Here is a 20,867-nt window from a genome sequence, read left to right as displayed (position 1 = left end):
CCACAGCGCAGACAAAGCCAAGACATATCCACACGCTAGGTTTAATGTAACTGCCCTGCGCTATGGTTAGCGCTGTCTGGAACCCAATCCTTGTTATAAGACTGGATGTTCCGGGCTTTGAAGTGTCCTAAAGGCAGTCCCCGTAATAAAAGGAAACCCGCAGCGATGGCGTACTACCGCACCCCTCATGACGTTACCGCGCTGCCCGCCTGGCAAGCGCTTGTTCAACATCGCCAAGCCATGCAGGATTTCAGCATGCGCGAGGCGTTCAATGCCGATCCTCAGCGTTTTTCCCAGTTCACCTTGAGCAGCTGCGGACTTTTCCTCGATTACTCGAAAAACCTGATCACCAGCGAAACCCGCGACCTGTTGGTGGGCCTGGCCAAGGAAGTCAATCTCAAGGCGGCGATCGACGCGCAGTACGCTGGCGAACCGGTCAACTCCTCTGAGGGCCGCCCTGCCCTGCACACCGCCCTGCGCCGCCCGGTGGGCGATAAGCTGTCGGTCAACGGCGTGAACATCATGCCGGACGTGCACAAGGTGCTGAATCAGATCACTGACCTGGTCGGCCGTATCCACGACGGCCTGTGGCGTGGCTACACCGAGAAGCCGATCACCGACGTGGTGAACATCGGCATCGGTGGCTCGTTCCTCGGCCCGGAATTGGTCTCGGAGGCCTTGCTGTCCTACGCCCATAAAGGTGTGCGTTGCCACTACCTGGCGAACATCGACGGCAGCGAGTTCCACGAACTGACCATGAAGCTGCGCGCCGAGACCACGCTGTTTATCGTCTCGTCCAAATCCTTCAACACCCTGGAAACCCTGAAAAACGCCCAGGCCGCCCGCGCCTGGTACCTGGCCCAGGGAGGCTCGGAAGCCGAACTGTATCGCCACTTCATCGCCGTCTCGAGCAACAATGCCGCAGCCGTGGCCTTCGGTATCCGCGAAGAAAACATCTTCCCCATGTGGGACTGGGTCGGTGGGCGCTACTCGCTGTGGTCTGCCATCGGCTTGCCAATTGCCCTGGCTATCGGCATGTCCAACTTCAAGGAACTGCTGTCGGGTGCCTACACCATGGACCAGCACTTTTTGAACGCGCCGTTCGAAGCCAACATGCCCGTGCTGCTGGGCTTGCTGGGGGTGTGGTACGGCAACTTCTGGGGTGCGCAGAGCCATGCGATCCTGCCGTACGACCATTACCTGCGTAACATCACCAAGCATTTGCAGCAGTTGGACATGGAATCCAATGGCAAGAGCGTGCGCCAGGACGGTACGCCAGTGTCCACCGATACCGGCCCGGTGATCTGGGGCGGCGTAGGCTGCAACGGCCAGCACGCTTACCACCAGTTGCTGCACCAAGGGACTCAATTGATCCCGGCCGACTTCATCGTGCCGATCGTCAGTTTCAACCCTGTGTCCGACCACCATCAGTGGCTGTACGCCAACTGCCTGTCCCAGAGCCAGGCGCTGATGCTCGGTAAGACCCGCAGCGAGGCCGAAGCCGAGCTGCGTGAGAAGGGCTTGCCGGAAGCCGAAGTACAGAAGCTGGCACCACACAAGGTGATCCCGGGCAACCGTCCGAGCAACACCCTGGTGGTCGAGCGCATCAGCCCACGCCGCCTGGGTGCGCTGGTGGCGATGTATGAGCACAAGGTGTTCGTGCAGAGCGTGGTGTGGGGCATCAATGCCTTCGACCAATGGGGCGTTGAACTGGGCAAGGAGCTGGGCAAAGGCGTGTACAACCGCCTGACCGGCGCCGAAGAAACCTTGGCCGAAGATGCTTCGACCCAGGGCCTGATCAACTACTTCCGTGGTCGCCACCGCGGCTGAAGCCGTTCATTCAAGGCCAACGTCCGTTTGGACGTTGGCCTTGAACCCTCCCGCCCCAGGGTGCATCTTTATGACTTGTCGCAAAAACAAGAATAAGGAGCGCTCATGTTCGATATCAGCACCTTTCCCACCGCCGATGCCGTCCGCCGGACTGCGCAGCTCAGTCAAGAGGACTACCAGCGCCTCTATCGCCAATCCATCGACCAGCCAGACACCTTCTGGGCCGAACAGGCCAAGGGCTTTCTCGACTGGATAAAACCCTGGCACAGCGTCCAGCAGTCAGACATCCACACCGGTGCCGCCCAATGGTTTGCCGGTGGCCAGTTGAACGTCAGCTACAACTGCATCGACCGCCATCTGGCGCAACGCGCCGATCAGCCGGCTTTCATCTGGGAAGGCGATGATCCGTCAACATCCTGCACGATTACTTACCGTCAACTGCACCAAAACGTCAGCCGCCTGGCCAATGTGTTGAAAAGCCGTGGCGTGAACAAAGGTGATCGCGTGTGCATCTATATGCCGATGATCCCCGAGGCGGCGTACGCCATGCTGGCCTGCACGCGAATTGGCGCAGTGCACTCGGTGGTGTTTGGTGGTTTCTCTCCTGACGCCCTGCGCGACCGCATCCTCGACGCCGATTGCCGCACCGTGATCACCGCCGACGAAGGCATACGCGGTGGCAAGCCCGTGGCGCTGAAACAGAACGTCGACAAGGCCCTGGCCAGTTGCCCGAATGTCAGCACGGTACTGGTGGTGGAGCGCACCGGGGCGGGCGTGAATTGGCACGAGGGCCGCGACCTCAAATACCAAGCCGCCCTGGACGCCGCCAGCGACAACTGCCCACCCGAGCCGATGGACGCCGAAGACCCGCTGTTTATCCTGTATACCTCCGGCAGCACCGGCAAACCCAAAGGCGTGTTGCACACCACCGCTGGCTACCTGCTGCAAGCGGCGATGACCTTCAAGTACGTGCTCGATTACCAAGAAGGCGAAGTGTTCTGGTGCACCGCCGACGTGGGCTGGGTCACCGGCCACAGCTATATCGTCTATGGCCCGCTGGCCAATGGCGCCACCTCGCTGATGTTCGAAGGCGTGCCGAGTTATCCGGACAGTTCGCGCTTCTGGCAGGTCATCGATAAACACCAGGTGAATATCTTCTACACAGCGCCCACCGCCCTGCGCGCCCTGATGCGCGAAGGCCACGGCCCGCTGCAGAGTACATCGCGCGCCAGCCTGCGCCTGCTGGGCAGCGTAGGTGAGCCGATCAACCCGGAAGCCTGGGACTGGTATTTCAACGCCGTCGGCGAACAGCGCTGCCCGATTGTTGATACCTGGTGGCAGACCGAAACCGGCGGCATCATGCTCAGCCCGCTGGTCAGCGCCCAGCGCATCAAACCGGGCTGCGCGACACAGCCCATGTTCGGCGTACAACCGGTGTTGCTTGATGAACAAGGCAAGGAAATCAGCGGCGCCGGCAGCGGTGTACTCGCCATCAAATCAAGCTGGCCGGGGCAGATTCGCAGCGTCTACGGCGACCCGCAGCGCATGATCGACACCTACTTCAAGCCCTACCCCGGCTACTACTTCACCGGGGATGGCGCACGGCGCGATGAAGACGGCGACTACTGGATCACCGGGCGGATCGACGATGTGATCAACGTGTCCGGCCATCGCATCGGCACCGCAGAGGTGGAAAGTGCGCTGGTGCTGCATGATCAGGTCGCCGAAGCCGCCGTGGTGGGCTACCCCCACGACGTCAAAGGCCAGGGCATCTACGCCTTTGTCACCCCCATGAATGGCGTCGAACCCAGCGACGCGTTGAAAAAGCACCTGCTGGAGTTGGTCAGCAAGGAGATTGGCAGCTTCGCCAAACCGGAATTGATCCAATGGGCCCCTGCCCTGCCGAAAACCCGCTCCGGCAAGATCATGCGACGCATCTTGCGCAAGATCGCCTGTAACGAACTGGACAGCCTGGGCGACACCTCGACCCTGGCCGACCCCAGCGTGGTGGACGGTTTGATCGACAAACGCCTCAACCGGTAGGGCCAGGATAATCCCCGGCCTGTGCAGGCCGGGGTTAGCTGTTAAACTTCGCGCCCCCTTTTTCTTATTCATCTGCAAGCAAGGCGCGCTCCATGACTCCCTTGAATCAGGCGCTGCGCGCCGCCCTCGATCACCGCCAAGACCTGATCAACACGCTGCACGCCCAGGGTACGGACTGCTATCGGCTGTTTCACGGCAGCCAGGAAGGCGCCGGCGGCTTGACCATCGACCGCTACGGCCCGCAATTGCTGGTACAAAGCTTCCACCAGTCCCTGGAAACCGCAGACTTGCTGGACTTGCACCAACTGATCAACCAATACATGGGCCTGGAATTGTTGCTGGTGTACAACGACCGTGCCCGCGGCAACTCGCGCATCGACCGCGAAGACACGGTGTACCGCGCGGAGCCTGGCGCATTGGAAGACCTGGTCGGCCACGAGTGGGGCCTCAATTACCGTGTGCGTGGACGCCACGCCGGGCAAGACCCGCTGCTGTTCCTCGACCTGCGCAACACCCGGGGCTGGGTCAAGGACCACAGCGCCGGCAAAAGCGTGCTGAACCTGTTCGCCTACACCTGTGGGGTAGGTTTGAGCGCAGCGGCGGGGGGCGCACGGGAAGTGTGCAACCTGGATTTTGCCGAGGGCAACCTGGCGGTGGGGCGTGAAAACGGCCAGCTCAACCCGCAGTTGCCTAGCATGGAGTTTGTACAGTCCGATTACTTCCCGGCGATTCGCCAACTGGCGGGCCTGCCGATCACCCAGCGTCGCGGGCAGAAGCTGCCGAGCTATCCGCGCCTGGAACAGCGCCAGTACGACCTGGTACTGCTCGATCCTCCCGCCTGGGCCAAGAGCGCTTTCGGCACCGTCGATTTGTTGCGCGACTATCAAAGCCTGCTCAAACCCGCACTGCTGGCCACCGCCGACAATGGCGTACTGATTTGCTGCAACAACCTGGCAAAAGTCAGCATGGAGGACTGGCGTGAGCAGGTGCTGCGCTGCGCGGAAAAAGCCGGGCGCCCGGTACGCGAATGGCAAGTGATGACACCTGGGGCTGACTTTCCTTCCCGGGACCAACAGCCCCCGTTGAAGACCCTGATCCTGCATTTGTAGGAAGTTTCCCAGCGCCCACGGTTCTTCGGAACCGAATTCCCGTGCCATACTCCAAGGCACTCTCGTTCGACATAGATGGCGTTCACCCATGCCCAAAGGATTGATCCGCGCCGTAGGCGCCTTGTTGACCGCCCTTGCTTTGTACAGCTTGCTGGGCTTTCTGATATTACCCGGCATCGCCCTTCGCATTGCCAACCAACAGTTGGCCAATTACGCCACGGTGCCGTCGCGAATCGAGCGCATCGAGCTCAACCCCTTCAGCCTGGAACTGACGCTGTGGGGCCTGAAGATCGGCGAGCCAGGCAAAGAGCAAGTAGGTTTCGAACGCCTCTACGCCAACCTGCAGATCGACAGCCTCTGGACCCGCGCCCTGCACCTGGCTGATGTGCAACTGGACAAGCCCAAGACCGAACTGCTGTTCGACAAGTCCGGCCAACTGAACCTGGCGCAGTTGTTCAAACTGCCGCCGAGCGAGCCAACCCCGGCCGATCCTGATGCCAAGCCGTTCCCACTGCGTATCGACAGCATCAAGCTGGCCGGTGGTAACCTGCATTTCCAGGACCTGCGCCCCAGCGAGCCCATCGAATTCCTCTACGACGAACTCGACTTCGAGCTGAAAAACCTTAGCACTTTGCCCGACGACAATGCCGACATGACCCTGGTCGCCGCCGGCCCCGAAGGTGGCCAGATCGACTGGAAAGGCAACTTCAGCCTGGTACCGATCACCTCCGAAGGCACCTTGAAGGTGACCGACGGCAAGATGAAAGCCTGGTGGCCGTATGTACGTGACGCCCTGCCACTGGTGCTGGAAGACGGGGTGCTCAACTTCAGCACTGACTACAAATTCAGCCTGGCCAAAGAAACCGAGCTGAACCTGACCAACACCGCCGCCAGCATCGCCCCCTTTGCTATAAAGGCCCCCGATGGCCGGCCACTGGCACGCCTGGAACGCCTGGACGTCAGCGAAACCACGGTAGACCTGGCCAAGCAGCAGGTCATTATCGGCAAGATCCGCAGCAACAAGCTGGAAACCTGGGCCGCCCGTGAGGCCGATGGTCAATTGGACTGGCAGAAGCTGTTCGCCAGCCAACCGAGCAAACCGGCCAAGGCACCGGAACCAACCGCTGCCGACGCGCCGTCGGCGCAACCGGCGGCCCCGAGCAAACCGTGGCAAGTGCTGCTCAAGGATGTGCAACTGCGTAACTATCAGGTGCACCTGGCCGACCGCCAGGCTAAACCTGCGGTCGCGCTGGAACTGGGCCCGTTGAATGTCGACGTACAGAACTTCGACAGCCTCAACCAGAGCCCCTTCGCCTTGAAGGTCGACACCGGCCTGGGTAAGCAAGGCAAGATCCAGGCAACCGGCGAGGTTAACCTCAACCCGGTCAGTGCCAAGCTGAAAGTGAACACCCAGGACATCGACCTGCGGGTCGCCCAGGCCTATATCAGCCCGTTTATTCGCCTGGAATTGCGCAGCGGCATGCTCGGCAGCAACCTGGACGTAAACCTCAAAAGCACCGAGCCGCTGGCCCTCCAGGTCACCGGCCGCGCCCAGGTTGACCAGTTGCATACCCTGGACACCCTGAAGACCCGCGACTTCCTAAAGTGGCAGCGCCTGGTGCTAGAGGGCGTGAACTACCAGCACGGCCAAAGCCTGTCGATCGACAAGGTCAACCTGTTGCAGCCGTATGCGCGCTTCATGATCAACGAAGATCGCACCACCAACATCGACGACCTGCTGATTCCGCAGCCGGCCGACAGTGGCAGCAAGTCGGCAGCCAAACCTGCCGCCAGCAACGAAAAGCCCCTGGGCATTCATATCGGGCAGATCGCGATCAACGACGGTTCGGCCAACTTTGCCGACTTCAGCCTCACCCCCAACTTTGCCACCGCGATTCAACAGCTCAACGGCCAGATTGGCACCATCGACAGTCGCCAGGCCAAACCGGCCAGCGTCGACATCAAGGGCAAGGTGGACCGATACGCACCAGTGACGATCAAAGGCAGCGTGAACCCGTTTGACCCGATGGCCGCGCTAGACATCGCCACCAGCTTCAAGCGTGTCGAGCTGACCAACCTGACACCTTACTCAGGTAAATTCGCAGGCTTCCGCATCCGCAAGGGTCGCCTGAATCTCGATCTGCACTACGTGATCACCAAAGGCCAGTTGAAGGCTGAAAACAAAGTGGTGGTCGAGCAACTGCAGTTGGGTGAAAAAGTCGACAGCTCCGATGCCGTGGACTTACCGATTCGCCTGGCTGTCGCCCTGCTCAAGGACTCCGACGGCAAGATCTCCATCGAACTGCCAGTAAGCGGCGACCTGAACAACCCGCAATTCAGCGTGATGCCGATTGTGTGGCAGACCCTGCGCAACCTCGTGGTACGCGCGGCAACCGCGCCCTTCAAGTTCATTGGCGGGCTGGTCACCGGTGGTGGCTCTGAAGACCTGGGCAATGTGTCGTTCGCCGCAGGCTCCAGTGAGCTGAACAAAGACGCCGAAGGCGCTCTGAACACCCTGGCCAAGGCGCTGAAAGAACGCCCTGCCCTGCGCCTGGAAATTGAAGGCACCGCCGCTGCCAGCAGCGACGGGCCGTTCCTGGCCGCACAGCGACTGGAGCGTGAATACCAATATAACTACTACAAGATCCTCCAGCGCCGTGGCGACAAGGTCCCGGCCCAAGCCTCCCTGCTTGAAGTGCCAGAGAAGGAAAAAGCACCATTGCTGGAAGGCATCTACCGCACCCGCCTCAAACAGCAACCCCCGGCCGAATGGAAAGACCTGGGCAGCGATGAGCGCTCGGCGAAGCTCAAGGACGGTGTGATCAAGTTCTGGAGTGGCAGTGACGTGCTACTGCGCCAGTTGGGGCAGGACCGAGCCAGCACGATCAAGGATTACCTGGTAGACAAGGGCCAGTTGGAAGATGACCGCGTGTACTTCATCGATGCGCAGCTGGGGCAGGCCGAGAAAGATGGCCGGGTGATCACTCCAATGCACCTGGATGCTGAGTAACTTCTAAGCACCACCCATCCTAATGTGGGAGCTGGCTTGCCTGCGATAGCATCACCTCGGTGCAACTGAATGACCGAGGTGCCAGCATCGCAGGCAAGCCAGCTCCCACATTTTTTGACCTGATCATTCTGTTTCAGCCTGAAATAGAACAGGCCCCGACACAAGTGCCGGGGCCTGTAATGACCACATCCGTGTGGTCGGTCGCATGAACTCCAGAGGTGCGTCAGGTGGATATCTAACTCACCCTAAGCCGCCGCTATTCAGTCCAGACGAAACGTCAACGTTACTCTGCTTTCAGGCCATCGGCCGAGACAGCTTTAACGCCTTTGATCTTCTTGGTAATCGCTACAGCCGTTTCTTTCTGCGAAGCGGTCACAGCGGTAGGCGACGACAGGGATACAACACCTTTGTTGGTTTCAACCTTGATGTCGGTGCCAGGAATGCCTTTTTCAGTGACCAGGTCAGCCTTCACTTTGGTAGTGATCCAGGTATCGCTGGTGGTCTCTTTAGCGTCGTGGGCAGCGCCTTTGGTTTTGTCGATGCCGTCAGCTTTGGTAGCACCGCCAGCCAGCAGGCCGTCAGCAGAAACCGCAGTCACACCTTTGATTTTCTTGGTGATGGCTACAGCAGTAGCTTTCTGCGAATCCGAGACTGCTACGTCGGAGGACAGGGAAACCACACCTTTGTTGGTCTCAACCTTGATGTCCGAACCTGGAATGCCTTTTTCGGTCAGCAGGTCAGCTTTGACTTTAGTGGTGATCCAAGTATCCGAAACGCTTTCCTTAGCCTTGGTCGCTTCACCGGCCGCCAAAGTCATAGGGGCTTGGGAAGTCTGAGCAAAGGCTACGTTAGCACCCATGGCCAGGGTCAGAGCGGTAGCAGTAGCGAGAGCGAACTTCTTCATACGAGTAACTCCTGTTTTATTAAAAGTCTGCAGGCGTAAACCTTCATGCTGCAGCGCTACCAGGGATATTGCAGACAGTGTGCCAACTCGCTGAACAGATTAAATCCCTTATTAAACAATGACTTATGAAAAGCATAAATTTTCGAAATCGTGCAACTTGCATGAAGCTCATCGTGCCTGCATGCAAGTTGCGGCTTTTGGGCGGCGCTAAACAGCTGATTCTGCTTCATTTTCTCGCGCCCATAAAAAAAGGACTCCGAGGAGTCCTTTTTTCAGCGTGAAGCCTGCGGGTGATTAAACGCCCGAAGCCTTGGCTGCTGCTACGTCCTTGATGGACAGCTTGATACGGCCGCGGTTGTCCACGTCCAGTACCAGCACTTCCACTTCCTGGCCTTCTTTCAGAATGTCGGTCACTTTCTCAACGCGAGCATCGCTCAGCATGGAGATGTGAACCAGACCGTCTTTGCCCGGGAGGATGTTGACGAACGCGCCGAAGTCGACGATGCGCTCAACCTTGCCGACGTAGATCTTGCCGATCTCGGCCTCAGCAGTGATACCCAGTACGCGCTGGCGTGCTGCTTCAGCCGCTTCCTTGGTTTCGCCGAAGATCTTGATCGAACCGTCGTCTTCGATGTCGATCGAAGCCTTGGTTTCTTCACAGATCGCACGGATGGTCGCGCCGCCTTTACCGATGACATCACGGATTTTGTCGGTGTCGATTTTCATCGCGATCATGGTCGGAGCATTTTCCGACAGTTCAGTGCGGGACTGACCAATGATCTGGTTCATCTGGCCGAGGATGTTCAGGCGCGCTTCCAGGGCTTGGCCCAGGGCGATTTCCATGATTTCTTCGGTGATGCCCTTGATCTTGATGTCCATCTGCAGCGCGGTCACACCTTTGGCGGTACCGGCTACTTTGAAGTCCATGTCGCCCAGGTGGTCTTCGTCACCCAGGATGTCGGTCAGGATGGCGAACTTCTCGCCTTCTTTAACCAGGCCCATGGCGATACCGGCAACCGGTGCCTTCATTGGCACACCGGCGTCCATCAGCGCCAGGGAAGCACCGCAGACCGAAGCCATGGAGCTGGAACCGTTGGACTCGGTGATTTCCGATACAACACGGATGGTGTACGGGAACACGTCAGCGGCAGGCAGCATGGCCTGAACCGAACGACGAGCCAGACGGCCGTGACCGATTTCACGACGACCCGCGCCGCCCATACGACCACACTCGCCCACCGAGAACGGAGGGAAGTTGTAGTGCAGCATGAAGGGGTCTTTTTTCTCGCCTTCCAGGGTGTCCAGCAGTTGTGCGTCGCGGGCAGTACCCAGGGTCGCAACGACCAGGGCCTGGGTTTCGCCACGGGTGAACAGCGCCGAACCGTGAGTCTTCGGCAGTACGCCGACTTCGATGTTCAGCGGACGCACGGTGCGGGTGTCGCGACCGTCGATACGTGGCTTGCCGTTAACGATGTTTTCGCGAACGGTGCGGTATTCGATCTCACCGAAAGCAGCTTTGACTTCGCTGGAAGAAGGCTGGCCTTCTTCGCCGGACAGCTTGGCGACGACCTGGTCCTTCAGCTCACCCAGGCGAGCGTAGCGGTCGGCCTTGACGGTGATGGTGTAGGCGTCGGAGATGGCAGCGCCGAACTCGGAGCGGATAGCGCCCAGCAGTTCGGTGGCTTCCGGGGCAGCAGCCCAGGTCCAGGTCGGCTTGGCAGCTTCGGCAGCCAGTTCTTTAACCGCGTTGATCACAACCTGGAACTCGTCGTGAGCAAACAGTACGGCACCCAGCATCTGGTCTTCGGTCAGCTCTTTGGCTTCCGATTCAACCATCAATACGGCTTCGGACGTACCGGCAACGACCATGTCCAGGCTCGAGGCTTTCTGTTGCTCGTAAGTCGGGTTCAGCAGGTAGCCGGTGCTTTCGTGGAACGCAACGCGGGCAGCGCCGATCGGGCCATCGAAAGGAATACCGGAGATGGCCAGGGCAGCCGAGGTACCGATCATCGCAGCGATGTCCGGATCGGTCTTCTTGCTGGTGGAAACGACGGTGCAGACAACCTGCACTTCGTTCATGAAGCCTTCTGGGAACAGCGGACGGATCGGACGGTCGATCAGTCGGGAAGTCAGGGTTTCTTTCTCGGAAGGACGGCCTTCGCGCTTGAAGAAACCGCCAGGGATCTTACCGGCAGCGTAAGTCTTTTCCTGGTAGTGAACGGACAGAGGGAAGAAGCCCTTGCTCGGGTCAGCGGTCTTGGCGCCAACAACGGTCACCAGTACGGTCACGTCGTCGTCAACGGTAACCAGCACTGCGCCGGAGGCTTGACGGGCGATACGGCCTGTCTCGAGGGTAACGGTCGACTGACCGAACTGGAATTTTTTGATAACCGGGTTCACGGTGTCCTACCTTCTTTGTGGCTCTTGGGGGAACTTGTCTTCTTGCGAAATTCTTGGGCAATGCCGGGAATCGGCCCGACGCTCGTCCAGGGTAAAACGTGTATCCAGATAAAACTTGAGGCTGGGAGCCTACCACGGGCCACCGGGAATCCCGATGACACGTGGCAGACAACCAACCTCTAGCGCAATCGCTTATTAGCGACGCAGACCCAGGCGACCGATCAGAGTCTGATAACGACCCAGATCCTTGCCTTTCAGGTAGTCCAGCAGCTTACGGCGCTGGTTTACCATGCGGATCAGACCACGACGGGAGTGGTGGTCTTTACCGTTGGCCTTGAAGTGACCTTGCAGTTTGTTGATGTTGTGGGTCAGCAGTGCAACTTGCACTTCTGGCGAACCAGTGTCACCAACAGCTTGCTGATAGTCAGCTACGATTTGTGCTTTTTCTTGAACGTCGAGAGCCATGAGGCAATCCTTTTTTCAGGAAACCACCCAAAGGGCAGTTTCAACAGGCCAGGGACAAATCCCTGTATCTAAAAATGAGTGTTGACCATGCCTGTTAACAGCCACACTCGTTCGGTCATTCTGACCGAATCAGCCGACGCGGCGCGATGCGCCCGTCTTCGCTCACTTCACCGATACCGATAAAGCGACCGTTATGATCCTGTACTCGCACCATGCCGAACTTCGGGGCATCCGGGGCGCGTACCGGCTGGCCGTTGAGCCAGTAGAACGCGCTGTGCTCCGAGAAGTGCAGCAGCGGCCAATCGAGCAAACCGCTGTCCGATGGCATGAGGAAGCGATCAACCGCTTCATTGCCGCCCTCGGCGTGTACCGCTTCCAACTCTTCCAGCGTGACCGTCTGGGCCAGGCTGAAAGGCCCGGCCTGGGTGCGTCGCAGTTCTGCAACGTACGCGCCGCAACCGAGCTTTTCACCAATATCTTCCACCAGGGTACGGATATAGGTGCCTTTGCTGCAGTCCACGGCCAAACGGGCAGTGTCGCCTTCACAAGCAAGCAATTCCAAGCGCGCAATAGTAACAGAACGCGGTTCGCGCTCCACTACTTCGCCCGCACGTGCCAGCTTGTAAAGTGGCTGGCCATCGCGCTTGAGTGCCGAGTACATCGGCGGTATCTGACTGATTTGCCCACGAAAAGCGGGTAAGGCAGCTTCGATATCCGCACGACCAACGGTCACGTCGCGAACCTGCAAAACATCACCTTCGGCATCTGCCGTGGTGGTGGTCTTGCCCAGTTGCATCAGGGTTTCGTAACCCTTGTCGGAATCAAGCAGGTATTGCGAAAACTTGGTGGCCTCGCCAAAGCACAACGGCAATACACCGGTGGCCAATGGATCAAGGCTGCCGGTATGCCCGGCCTTCTCGGCATTGAGCAGCCAGCGAACCTTCTGCAACGCGGCATTGGAGGTAAAGCCAATGGGTTTGTCGAGCAGAATGATGCCACTGACGTTGCGACGGATACGTTTGACCTGAGCCACCGCTTACTCCTTGGCGTCTTCAGGTGTGGACGGATGCTGGCTGTCTTCAGCCACGGCGCGCTCGATCAGGGCCGACAGGTGCGCGCCACGCACGACGCTTTCGTCGTAGTGGAAGTGCAACTGTGGAACGCTGCGCAGCTTCATTTCACGGGCCAACTGCATACGCAGGAAACCTGCGGCGGAGTTGAGCACCTTGATGCTTTGCGCGATTTCTTCGCTGTTGTCCTGCCCCATTACGGTGATGAAGATCTTGGCGTGACCCACGTCACGGCTCACTTCAACAGCGGTAATGGTGACCAGGCCAACGCGTGGGTCTTTGACTTCGCGGCGGATCAGTTGGGCCAGCTCACGCTGCATCTGATCGCCGATACGCTGGGTACGGCTGTATTCTTTTGCCATGTCTTGTTACCTGTTACTGCCACACGGTGAAACCCGTGGGGTCTGAAAGCGGCAAACGCCCGGCCTGACAAAAGCCAGACCGGGCGTTGCGTTTAGAGTCCTGACGCTACGCGGGGCATCTGCATGCCCACACGCTGCGCGGCTCCTGAAGTGCGCGAGTTAGAGGCTGCGAGCAACCTGAACCTTCTCGAAGACTTCGATCTTGTCGCCAACCTTGACGTCGTTGTAGCTCTTGACGCCGATACCGCATTCCATGCCGGCACGTACTTCGGCAGCGTCATCCTTGAAGCGGCGCAGGGATTCCAGCTCGCCTTCGAAGATAACGATGTCTTCACGCAGTACACGGATTGGACGGTTACGGTACACAGTGCCTTCAACCACCATACAGCCGGCGATCGCACCGAATTTCGGCGAGCGGAACACGTCACGCACCTCGGCGATACCCAGGATGTTCTCCCGGACGTCGCTGCCAAGCATACCGGTAAGGGCTTTCTTGACGTCTTCGATGATGTCGTAGATGACGTTGTAGTAACGCATGTCCAGGCCTTCCTGCTCGACGATCTTGCGAGCGCCAGCATCGGCACGCACGTTGAAGCCGAACAGTACAGCGTTGGAAGCCAGTGCCAGGTTGGCGTCGGATTCGGTGATACCACCGACACCGCCACCGACAACGCGCACTTGCACTTCGTCGTTACCCAGGCCGTTCAAGGCGCCGTTCAACGCTTCGAGGGAACCACGAACGTCAGACTTGAGGACGATGTTAAGCGTCTTCTTCTCTTCCTGGCCCATGTTCTCGAAGATGTTTTCCAGCTTGCCGGCGTGAGCACGGGCCAGCTTGACCTCGCGGAACTTGCCTTGACGGAACAGAGCCACTTCACGGGCTTTCTTCTCATCAGCCACTACGCTCATCTCGTCGCCAGCGTCCGGCGTACCGTCCAGGCCGAGAATCTCGACTGGGATAGCAGGGCCTGCTTCCTTGATTGGCTTGCCGTTCTCGTCGAGCATGGCACGTACACGGCCGTAGTTCGAACCGACCAGTACCATGTCGCCTTGGCGCAGGGTACCGTCTTGGACCAGCACGGTGGCAACTGGGCCACGGCCCTTGTCGAGACGGGACTCCACCACGACGCCACGGCCAGGAGCCGATGGAGTAGCGGTCAGTTCCAGGACTTCGGCTTGCAACAGGACCGCTTCGAGCAGTTCGTCAACGCCGGTACCCATTTTCGCCGAGACCGATACGAATGGCGTCTCGCCACCCCATTCCTCGGACGTCACGCCGTGAACCGACAGTTCGCTACGGATGCGATCGAGATCGGCGCCCGGCTTGTCGATTTTGTTCACGGCAACGACCAGAGGAACACCGGCAGCCTTGGCGTGCTGGACGGCTTCAATGGTCTGCGGCATTACGCCGTCGTCCGCTGCAACCACCAGGATCACGATGTCGGTCGCCTTGGCACCACGGGCACGCATTGCGGTAAACGCGGCGTGACCTGGGGTGTCGAGGAAGGTGACCATGCCGCGTTCGGTTTCAACGTGGTATGCACCGATGTGCTGGGTAATACCACCGGCTTCGCCTGCGGCAACCTTGGCACGACGGATGTAGTCGAGCAGGGAAGTCTTACCGTGGTCAACGTGGCCCATTACGGTCACGACCGGCGCACGGGAAACCGCTTCACCTTCAAACTTCAGGGACTCGGCCAGGGAATCTTCCAGGGCGGTGTCGCTGACCAGGGTCACTTTGTGGCCCAGCTCTTCAGCAACCAACTGGGCAGTTTCCTGGTCCAGTACCTGGTTGATGGTGGCCGGAGTGCCCAGCTTGAACATGAACTTGATGATTTCAGCAGCCTTGACCGACATCTGCTGGGCCAGATCGCCCACAGTGATGGTCTCGCCGATCTTCACTTCACGCACGACAGGGCCGGTTGGGCTCTGGAAACCGTGGGCGTTGCGCTTCTTCAGCTTGGCCTTGCCGCGACCACCACGACGGAAGCCATCGCTTTCTTCGTCGGTGGTACGTGGGGCAACGCGTGGCGCAGGCGCTTTCTCTTTGACCGAGGCGCGGTGCGGAGCGTTTTTACGCTCGCCATCGCCACCACCACCGCGACGATTGTTGTCGTCAGCACGTGGTTTGTCCGGACGACGAGGCTCGTCGCGCTTGCGGGCGTCTGCTGCAGGAGCAGGTGCGGCGGCAGCCGGGGCAGCCTCACGCACAGCTTCAACAGGGGCGGCGACCGCGTCAGTGGCAGCAGGTTGCGCAGCAGCAGGCTGGCGACGCGCTTCTTCTTCGGCGCGACGCTTGGCTTCTTCTTCAGCCTTCTGACGTGCAGCATTTTCTACTGCGCGACGTTCTTCCAGCTCGCGTTTGCGCTCGGCTTCGATTTCTTCCGGGCTGCGCTGTACGAAGACTTTCTTCTTGCGTACTTCAACGCTGATGCTCTTGCTACCTGCAACCCGCAGGGTGCTGGTGGTTTTGCGCTGCAATGTAATCTTGCGCGGTTCTTCCACTTTCGCCTTGTGGCTGCTCTTCAAGTGAGTCAGCAAAGACTGCTTCTCACTATCGCTCACACCTTCATCGGCGGCGGTGTGCGGCAGACCTGCCTCACGCATCTGCTGCAACAGGCGCTCTACCGGTGTTTTGACCTCATCGGCCAGTTGTTTCACCGTGACTTGCGTCATGCACTTCTCTCCTCAGGCCGCGCCTAATTACTCGAACCAATGGGCTCGGGCGGCCATGATCAACTTGCCGGCACGATCTTCGTCAATGCCGTCGATGTCGAGCAGATCGTCAATAGACTGCTCGGCCAGGTCTTCGCGGGTAATTACGCCGCGCACCGCCAGTTCCATCGCCAAATCCTTGTCCATACCCTCAAGCGAGAGCAGGTCTTCGGCCGGATGGGCGTCTGCCAGCTTTTCCTCAGTAGCGATGGCTTTAGTCAACAAACGATCCTTGGCCCGAGCGCGGAGCTCGTTGACGATATCCTCGTCAAAGCCGTCGATGTTGAGCATTTCTTCCAACGGTACGTAGGCAATCTCTTCCAGGCTGGTGAAGCCTTCATCTACCAGCACCTGTGCCAGTTCTTCATCGACTTCCAACTCTTCGATGAAGTTGCGCAGGATGTCACCGGTTTCAGCTTGCTGCTTAGCCTGGATGTCCGATTCGGTCATCACGTTCAGGGTCCAGCCGGTCAGTTGGCTGGCCAGACGCACGTTCTGACCACCACGACCAATGGCCTGAGCCAGATTGTCTGCGCCAACGGCGATGTCCATTGCATGGGCATCTTCGTCAACGATAATTGCCGCCACTTCAGCTGGCGACATGGCGTTGATCACGAACTGCGCCGGGTTATCGTCCCACAGGACGATGTCCACACGCTCACCGCCCAATTCGCCCGACACTGCCTGGACGCGCGAACCGCGCATACCGATGCAAGCGCCTTGCGGGTCGATGCGTTTGTCCTTGGAGCGGACCGCGATCTTGGCACGCGAACCCGGGTCACGGGACGCAGCCATCACTTCGATCAGGCCTTCGGCGATTTCCGGCACTTCGATACGGAACAGCTCGATCAGCATTTCCGGCGCGGTACGCGACAGGATCAACTGTGGGCCGCGGTTCTCGGTGCGGATTTCCTTGAGCAGCGCACGCAGACGCACGCCGACACGGAAGGTTTCGCGAGAGATGATGTCTTCACGGGCCAGCAACGCTTCGGCGTTGTTGCCCAGGTCGACGATCACGTTGTCGCGGGTAACTTTTTTCACGGTGCCAGAGATGATTTCACCCAGGCGTTCGCGATAGGCGTCAACGACTTGAGCGCGCTCGGCTTCGCGAACCTTCTGCACAATGACCTGCTTGGCGGTCTGTGCAGCAATACGGCCGAATTCGATCGACTCGATCTTTTCTTCGACAACATCGCCAACCTGAGCGCCCGGATGCGTTTGCGCAACCTTGCTTGGCCAGGTTTCGATGGCCGGATCATCAAGATCGTCCTCTTCGACCACCGTCCAGCGACGGAAAGTCTCATAGGCACCGGTGTGGCGGTTGATTTCCACACGCAGATCTACTTCGTCTTCAAAACGTTTCTTGGTAGCAGTGGCCAGGGCCAGCTCCAACGCTTCAAAAATCACGCTTGCCGGTACACCCTTTTCATTGGATACCGACTCAACAACCAGCAGTACTTCTTTGCTCATCGTACGCCTCGCCTTTCGCAAGCCATTGGATCCGCGGGATCCGCGTCTCAGTCAAAACTGGGAATAATGTTGGCCTTGTCGATCATATCGATCGGCAACAGGAACTCGTGGTCTTCTACCTGCACCACGACATCCTGCTCTTCTACACCGCGCAGAAGGCCCTGAAAGTTGCGTCGCCCTTCAAAGGGGGAGCGCAGCTTGATCTTCACTTGTTCACCGGCATATTTAGCAAACTGCTCGATAGTGAACAGTGGGCGTTCCATGCCTGGCGAGGAAACTTCAAGGGTGTATTCAACGGAGATTGGATCTTCAACATCCAGCACACCGCTGATCTGACGGCTGACAATGGCACAATCGTCCACCAGCACACCGCCCTCTTTATCGATATAAACGCGCAACATTGAGTGGCGACCTTGAGCCGAAAACTCAATACCCCAGCATTCATAGCCTAGGGCCACGACCACCGGGGCCAACAAGGCCTGCAACTCTTCTAGCTTGCTCGACACCTGAACCCCCTCGTGCATGTATGTGCATGCTGTGCAAAATAAAAAAATGGGCGAAACGCCCATCCTTGAAACGCCGTCGAACAGCGGCGTTGAAAGTGTCCAGCTAACAAAAAGCCCCTTAAAAGGGGCTCCGCTAAAACTGGTTGCGGGGGCCGGATTTGAACCGACGACCTTCGGGTTATGAGCCCGACGAGCTACCAGACTGCTCCACCCCGCGACAAAGCTGGGGCGGAAGTATACGACCGATCCCTTACAGGGTCAATGTAACCTTCCACCTACAAGAAAGCCCGCAACAGCGGGCTCTCCTGATAATTGGTACCGAGAAGGGGACTCGAACCCCTACACCCTATGGGCACAACCACCTCAAGGTTGCGTGTCTACCAATTCCACCACCTCGGCAATACAGCGCTTACAACCCTTCTTACTTCTGCTCTTGAGCTGGAGGCACGTCAGTCGCTGGAGTAGCCGACTTTTGCTCTTGAAGCACCGGGACATCATCAGAAGCCGGTTTTGCTTTTGGAACTTCCAACACTGCTGGGTTTGGCAAACCTACTTGAGTCAGCACATGAGCTTTCTCTTTAGCAAAGTAACCTAACCCTAAGCTGGTTATGAAGAAACCTGCGGCAAGTATAGCAGTAAACTTACTAAGAAAGGTAGAGGAACCTTGGCTTCCGAACACAGTATTTGAAGCACCTGCACCGAAAGACGCACCAGCATCCGCACCTTTACCCTGTTGCAACAAAACCAGAGCAACTACGCTCAGGGCAGCCAACAGATGAAAAACGACTACGACTGTTTCCAGCATTTTTTCAGTTTCCCGCGGCGCGACAGATCGCACCGAACTCATCTGCATTCAGGGAAGCTCCACCAATGAGCCCCCCATCGATATCCGGCATGCCGAACAGTTCGACCGCATTGGCCGCCTTCACGCTGCCGCCGTATAGAAGCCGCACACCTTGTGCGACTTCAGAATTCTCTGCCGCCAACTGCGCGCGGATGGCTGCGTGCACATCCTGCGCCTGTTGCGGTGTAGCAGTCAGCCCGGTGCCAATGGCCCAGACCGGCTCGTAAGCAATAACTGCCTTTGCAAATGCACCAACACCCAGCTCCTCGATGATGCTGCCCAGCTGACGCGAGACAACTTCAAGAGTCTTGCCCGATTCGCGCTGCTCAAGGGTCTCCCCTATGCACAACACCGGAATCAAGCCACAAGCCTGTGCTGCGGCGAACTTGCGGTTGAGCGTCCCATCCCGCTCGCCCATCATCTGGCGACGCTCGGAGTGCCCGACAAGCACATAGGAACAACCCGCATCAACCAGCTGACTCGGCGAAATCTCGCCGGTCAACGCACCTTGCATCGGCTCTACCGCCGAGTTCTGCGCGCCGACCTGAATCGACTTGCCCTTCAAGCCATCAACCACTTGGTTGATATGCAAGCAAGGCGGGAACACCGCGACGTCAACACCGCTAGGCAAGGCCAAGTGACGAAGGCCGTTGATCAGCTCAGCGACACTGGCGCGGGTACCGTGCATCTTCCAGTTACCAGCTACCATAGTGCGACGCATGCTGTACCCCGTCGGTCAAAGTGGGCGCAGATGTTACCCAACCACATCATCACTGGCAAGCCGAATTCAGGCGCAAACTTCAGTTACCAGTTTTGCCAGGTCTTCGGCATGGCCGCGAACCTGTGTTTCGTCCTCGCCTTCGACCATCACACGCACCAGCGGCTCTGTGCCGGACTTGCGCAGCAACACACGCCCGCGCCCCGCCATTGCCTGGGTCACGCGCTCGCAAGCCTCTTTGACAGCAGGGTGCTCGATGGGGTTTTCGCCACCGGCAAAACGCACATTGAGCAGCACTTGCGGGCACTTGCGCAGGGCTTGACGCGCCTGGGCCAGGCTCTCCTCGCGGCGACGCAGGGCCAACAGCACCTGTAGCGCGGCGATGATCGCGTCACCCGTGGTGGTGTGCTGGAAGCAGACCACGTGCCCGGAGTTCTCGCCGCCGACCAACCAGTTACGCTCCAGCAGTTCGGCGATCACGTAGCGGTCACCGACATTGGCGCGAATAAAGGGAATCCCCAGTTCTGCCAACGCCAATTCCAGCCCGAGATTACTCATCAGAGTGCCGACCACGCCACCTTGCAGCTTGTTACGCTCATGCAGGTCACGGGCAATGATGAACAACAAGTCATCACCATCCACGATCGTGCCAGTGTGATCCACCATCAGCACGCGGTCGCCATCGCCATCAAAAGCGATGCCCAGGTCCGCATGCTCAGCCAGCACAGCAGCCTGCAGCTGCTCCATGTGGGTGGAACCGCAGTTGTCGTTGATGTTCAAGCCGTTGGGCTGAGCCGACAGCACGGTAACCTGTGCACCCAGTTCCTTGAAGACGCTCGGCGCCACCTTGTAGGTCGCCCCATGGGCGCAATCGACAACAATCTTCAAGCCTGCAAAATTGGTGCTGCTCGGGACGCTGCTTTTACAGAATTCGATATAGCGGCCTGACGCGTCGTTAATGCGCGACACCTTGCCCAGCTTGCTGGACTCGACCACCGTCATCGGCGCATCCAGCAGCTCTTCGATCATCAACTCGATCTCGTCAGGCAACTTGGTGCCCTGCCCCGAGAAAAACTTGATGCCGTTGTCATCATGAGGATTGTGGGAGGCGCTGATCACAATACCGGCTTCAGCGTGGAAGGTACGCGTCAGGTAAGCGATTGCCGGCGTGGGCATAGGCCCCAACAACATCACATCGGCCCCGGCGGCGGACAATCCGGCCTCCAGCGCAGACTCAAACATGTAGCCCGAAATACGGGTGTCCTTGCCCACCAGGATGCGACACGCGCCCATGCTGCGGAACGCCATGCCTGCCGCCCAACCCAGTTTGAGCATGAAATCAGGGGTGATCGGGAATTCGCCGACCCGACCACGAATGCCGTCGGTGCCAAAATATTTTTTAGTCATAAGTACTCCATCAT

15 protein-coding genes and 2 tRNA genes are annotated in these 20,867 nt (G+C 58.7%); 4 read left to right on the top strand and 13 right to left on the bottom strand.

What is annotated here, in order from left to right:
* The first annotated feature begins 165 nt into the window (after positions 1-165).
* From pgi to BT199_RS23145, 4 genes are all read left to right on the top strand, one after another.
* Positions 166-1,830, top strand: coding sequence for a glucose-6-phosphate isomerase (gene pgi / locus BT199_RS23160; protein ID WP_003194166.1), 1,665 nt, complete (start codon positions 166-168; stop codon positions 1,828-1,830).
* A gap of 105 nt (positions 1,831-1,935) precedes the next feature.
* On the top strand, positions 1,936-3,873 hold the full coding sequence (gene acs / locus BT199_RS23155; RefSeq protein ID WP_072435529.1) for an acetate--CoA ligase: 1,938 nt from the start codon (positions 1,936-1,938) through the stop codon (positions 3,871-3,873).
* 92 nt (positions 3,874-3,965) lie between these two features.
* Entirely contained in the window at positions 3,966-4,982 is a 1,017-nt protein-coding gene (locus BT199_RS23150; RefSeq protein WP_014719947.1) for a class I SAM-dependent rRNA methyltransferase, read from the top strand.
* Between the two features lie 88 nt (positions 4,983-5,070).
* The gene (locus BT199_RS23145; protein ID WP_019817947.1) at positions 5,071-7,992 is read left to right on the top strand and encodes a DUF748 domain-containing protein; all 2,922 of its coding nucleotides are present in this window, start codon (positions 5,071-5,073) and stop codon (positions 7,990-7,992) included.
* A 283-nt stretch (positions 7,993-8,275) separates the two neighbouring features.
* Here BT199_RS23145 and BT199_RS23140 read toward each other — a convergent pair whose 3' ends face one another.
* The 13 genes from BT199_RS23140 to glmM all read right to left on the bottom strand — a co-directional run bounded on the left by BT199_RS23140 (position 8,276) and on the right by glmM (position 20,853).
* Positions 8,276-8,896 carry a BON domain-containing protein gene (locus tag BT199_RS23140; protein ID WP_014719949.1) on the bottom strand — a complete coding sequence of 207 codons (621 nt, stop codon included), beginning with the start codon at positions 8,894-8,896 and terminating at the stop codon, positions 8,276-8,278.
* A 294-nt stretch (positions 8,897-9,190) separates the two neighbouring features.
* A complete protein-coding gene (gene pnp, locus BT199_RS23135) occupies positions 9,191-11,296 on the bottom strand; it encodes a polyribonucleotide nucleotidyltransferase (RefSeq protein WP_003194180.1) in 2,106 nt (701 codons plus the stop codon).
* Positions 11,297-11,491: 195 nt separating this feature from the next.
* Complete coding sequence (gene rpsO, locus BT199_RS23130) at positions 11,492-11,761, bottom strand: 30S ribosomal protein S15 (protein WP_003177875.1); 270 nt, start codon at positions 11,759-11,761, stop codon at positions 11,492-11,494.
* Between the two features lie 115 nt (positions 11,762-11,876).
* Positions 11,877-12,794: a tRNA pseudouridine(55) synthase TruB gene (truB, locus tag BT199_RS23125; protein ID WP_014719950.1), complete on the bottom strand. Its 918-nt coding sequence runs from the start codon at positions 12,792-12,794 to the stop codon at positions 11,877-11,879.
* 3 nt (positions 12,795-12,797) lie between these two features.
* Positions 12,798-13,193: a 30S ribosome-binding factor RbfA gene (gene rbfA / locus BT199_RS23120; RefSeq protein WP_003176137.1), complete on the bottom strand. Its 396-nt coding sequence runs from the start codon at positions 13,191-13,193 to the stop codon at positions 12,798-12,800.
* A 159-nt stretch (positions 13,194-13,352) separates the two neighbouring features.
* Positions 13,353-15,869 carry a translation initiation factor IF-2 gene (gene infB / locus BT199_RS23115; protein ID WP_003194185.1) on the bottom strand — a complete coding sequence of 839 codons (2,517 nt, stop codon included), beginning with the start codon at positions 15,867-15,869 and terminating at the stop codon, positions 13,353-13,355.
* 27 nt (positions 15,870-15,896) lie between these two features.
* Positions 15,897-17,378 carry a transcription termination factor NusA gene (gene nusA / locus BT199_RS23110; RefSeq protein WP_003194187.1) on the bottom strand — a complete coding sequence of 494 codons (1,482 nt, stop codon included), beginning with the start codon at positions 17,376-17,378 and terminating at the stop codon, positions 15,897-15,899.
* Positions 17,379-17,425: 47 nt separating this feature from the next.
* On the bottom strand, positions 17,426-17,884 hold the full coding sequence (rimP, locus tag BT199_RS23105; protein WP_032873230.1) for a ribosome maturation factor RimP: 459 nt from the start codon (positions 17,882-17,884) through the stop codon (positions 17,426-17,428).
* 140 nt (positions 17,885-18,024) lie between these two features.
* A tRNA-Met gene (locus BT199_RS23100) sits at positions 18,025-18,101 on the bottom strand.
* Positions 18,102-18,197: 96 nt separating this feature from the next.
* Positions 18,198-18,283 (bottom strand) — tRNA-Leu (locus tag BT199_RS23095).
* Positions 18,284-18,305: 22 nt separating this feature from the next.
* Complete coding sequence (secG, locus tag BT199_RS23090) at positions 18,306-18,689, bottom strand: preprotein translocase subunit SecG (RefSeq protein ID WP_003194191.1); 384 nt, start codon at positions 18,687-18,689, stop codon at positions 18,306-18,308.
* A 4-nt stretch (positions 18,690-18,693) separates the two neighbouring features.
* Entirely contained in the window at positions 18,694-19,449 is a 756-nt protein-coding gene (tpiA, locus tag BT199_RS23085) for a triose-phosphate isomerase (protein ID WP_003194193.1), read from the bottom strand.
* A 66-nt stretch (positions 19,450-19,515) separates the two neighbouring features.
* A complete protein-coding gene (gene glmM / locus BT199_RS23080; protein WP_003194195.1) occupies positions 19,516-20,853 on the bottom strand; it encodes a phosphoglucosamine mutase in 1,338 nt (445 codons plus the stop codon).
* Positions 20,854-20,867: the final 14 nt, after the last annotated feature.

The organism is Pseudomonas sp. NFR02 (assembly GCF_900119375.1).
GTDB classification, from domain to species: Bacteria; Pseudomonadota; Gammaproteobacteria; order Pseudomonadales; family Pseudomonadaceae; genus Aquipseudomonas; species Aquipseudomonas paracarnis.
Note: the sequence above shows the minus strand (reverse complement) of the source record. Positions and strands in the feature narration are given on the sequence as shown.

Coding starts and splice junctions, on each gene's coding strand:
- glmM (WP_003194195.1), bottom strand. CDS start 20,853: ATGACTAAAAAATATTTTGGCACCGACGGCATTCGTGGTCGGGTCGGC.
- pgi (WP_003194166.1), top strand. CDS start 166: ATGGCGTACTACCGCACCCCTCATGACGTTACCGCGCTGCCCGCCTGG.
- infB (WP_003194185.1), bottom strand. CDS start 15,869: ATGACGCAAGTCACGGTGAAACAACTGGCCGATGAGGTCAAAACACCG.
- nusA (WP_003194187.1), bottom strand. CDS start 17,378: ATGAGCAAAGAAGTACTGCTGGTTGTTGAGTCGGTATCCAATGAAAAG.
- rpsO (WP_003177875.1), bottom strand. CDS start 11,761: ATGGCTCTCGACGTTCAAGAAAAAGCACAAATCGTAGCTGACTATCAG.
- rbfA (WP_003176137.1), bottom strand. CDS start 13,193: ATGGCAAAAGAATACAGCCGTACCCAGCGTATCGGCGATCAGATGCAG.
- BT199_RS23145 (WP_019817947.1), top strand. CDS start 5,071: ATGCCCAAAGGATTGATCCGCGCCGTAGGCGCCTTGTTGACCGCCCTT.
- acs (WP_072435529.1), top strand. CDS start 1,936: ATGTTCGATATCAGCACCTTTCCCACCGCCGATGCCGTCCGCCGGACT.
- BT199_RS23140 (WP_014719949.1), bottom strand. CDS start 8,896: ATGAAGAAGTTCGCTCTCGCTACTGCTACCGCTCTGACCCTGGCCATG.
- tpiA (WP_003194193.1), bottom strand. CDS start 19,449: ATGCGTCGCACTATGGTAGCTGGTAACTGGAAGATGCACGGTACCCGC.
- secG (WP_003194191.1), bottom strand. CDS start 18,689: ATGCTGGAAACAGTCGTAGTCGTTTTTCATCTGTTGGCTGCCCTGAGC.
- BT199_RS23150 (WP_014719947.1), top strand. CDS start 3,966: ATGACTCCCTTGAATCAGGCGCTGCGCGCCGCCCTCGATCACCGCCAA.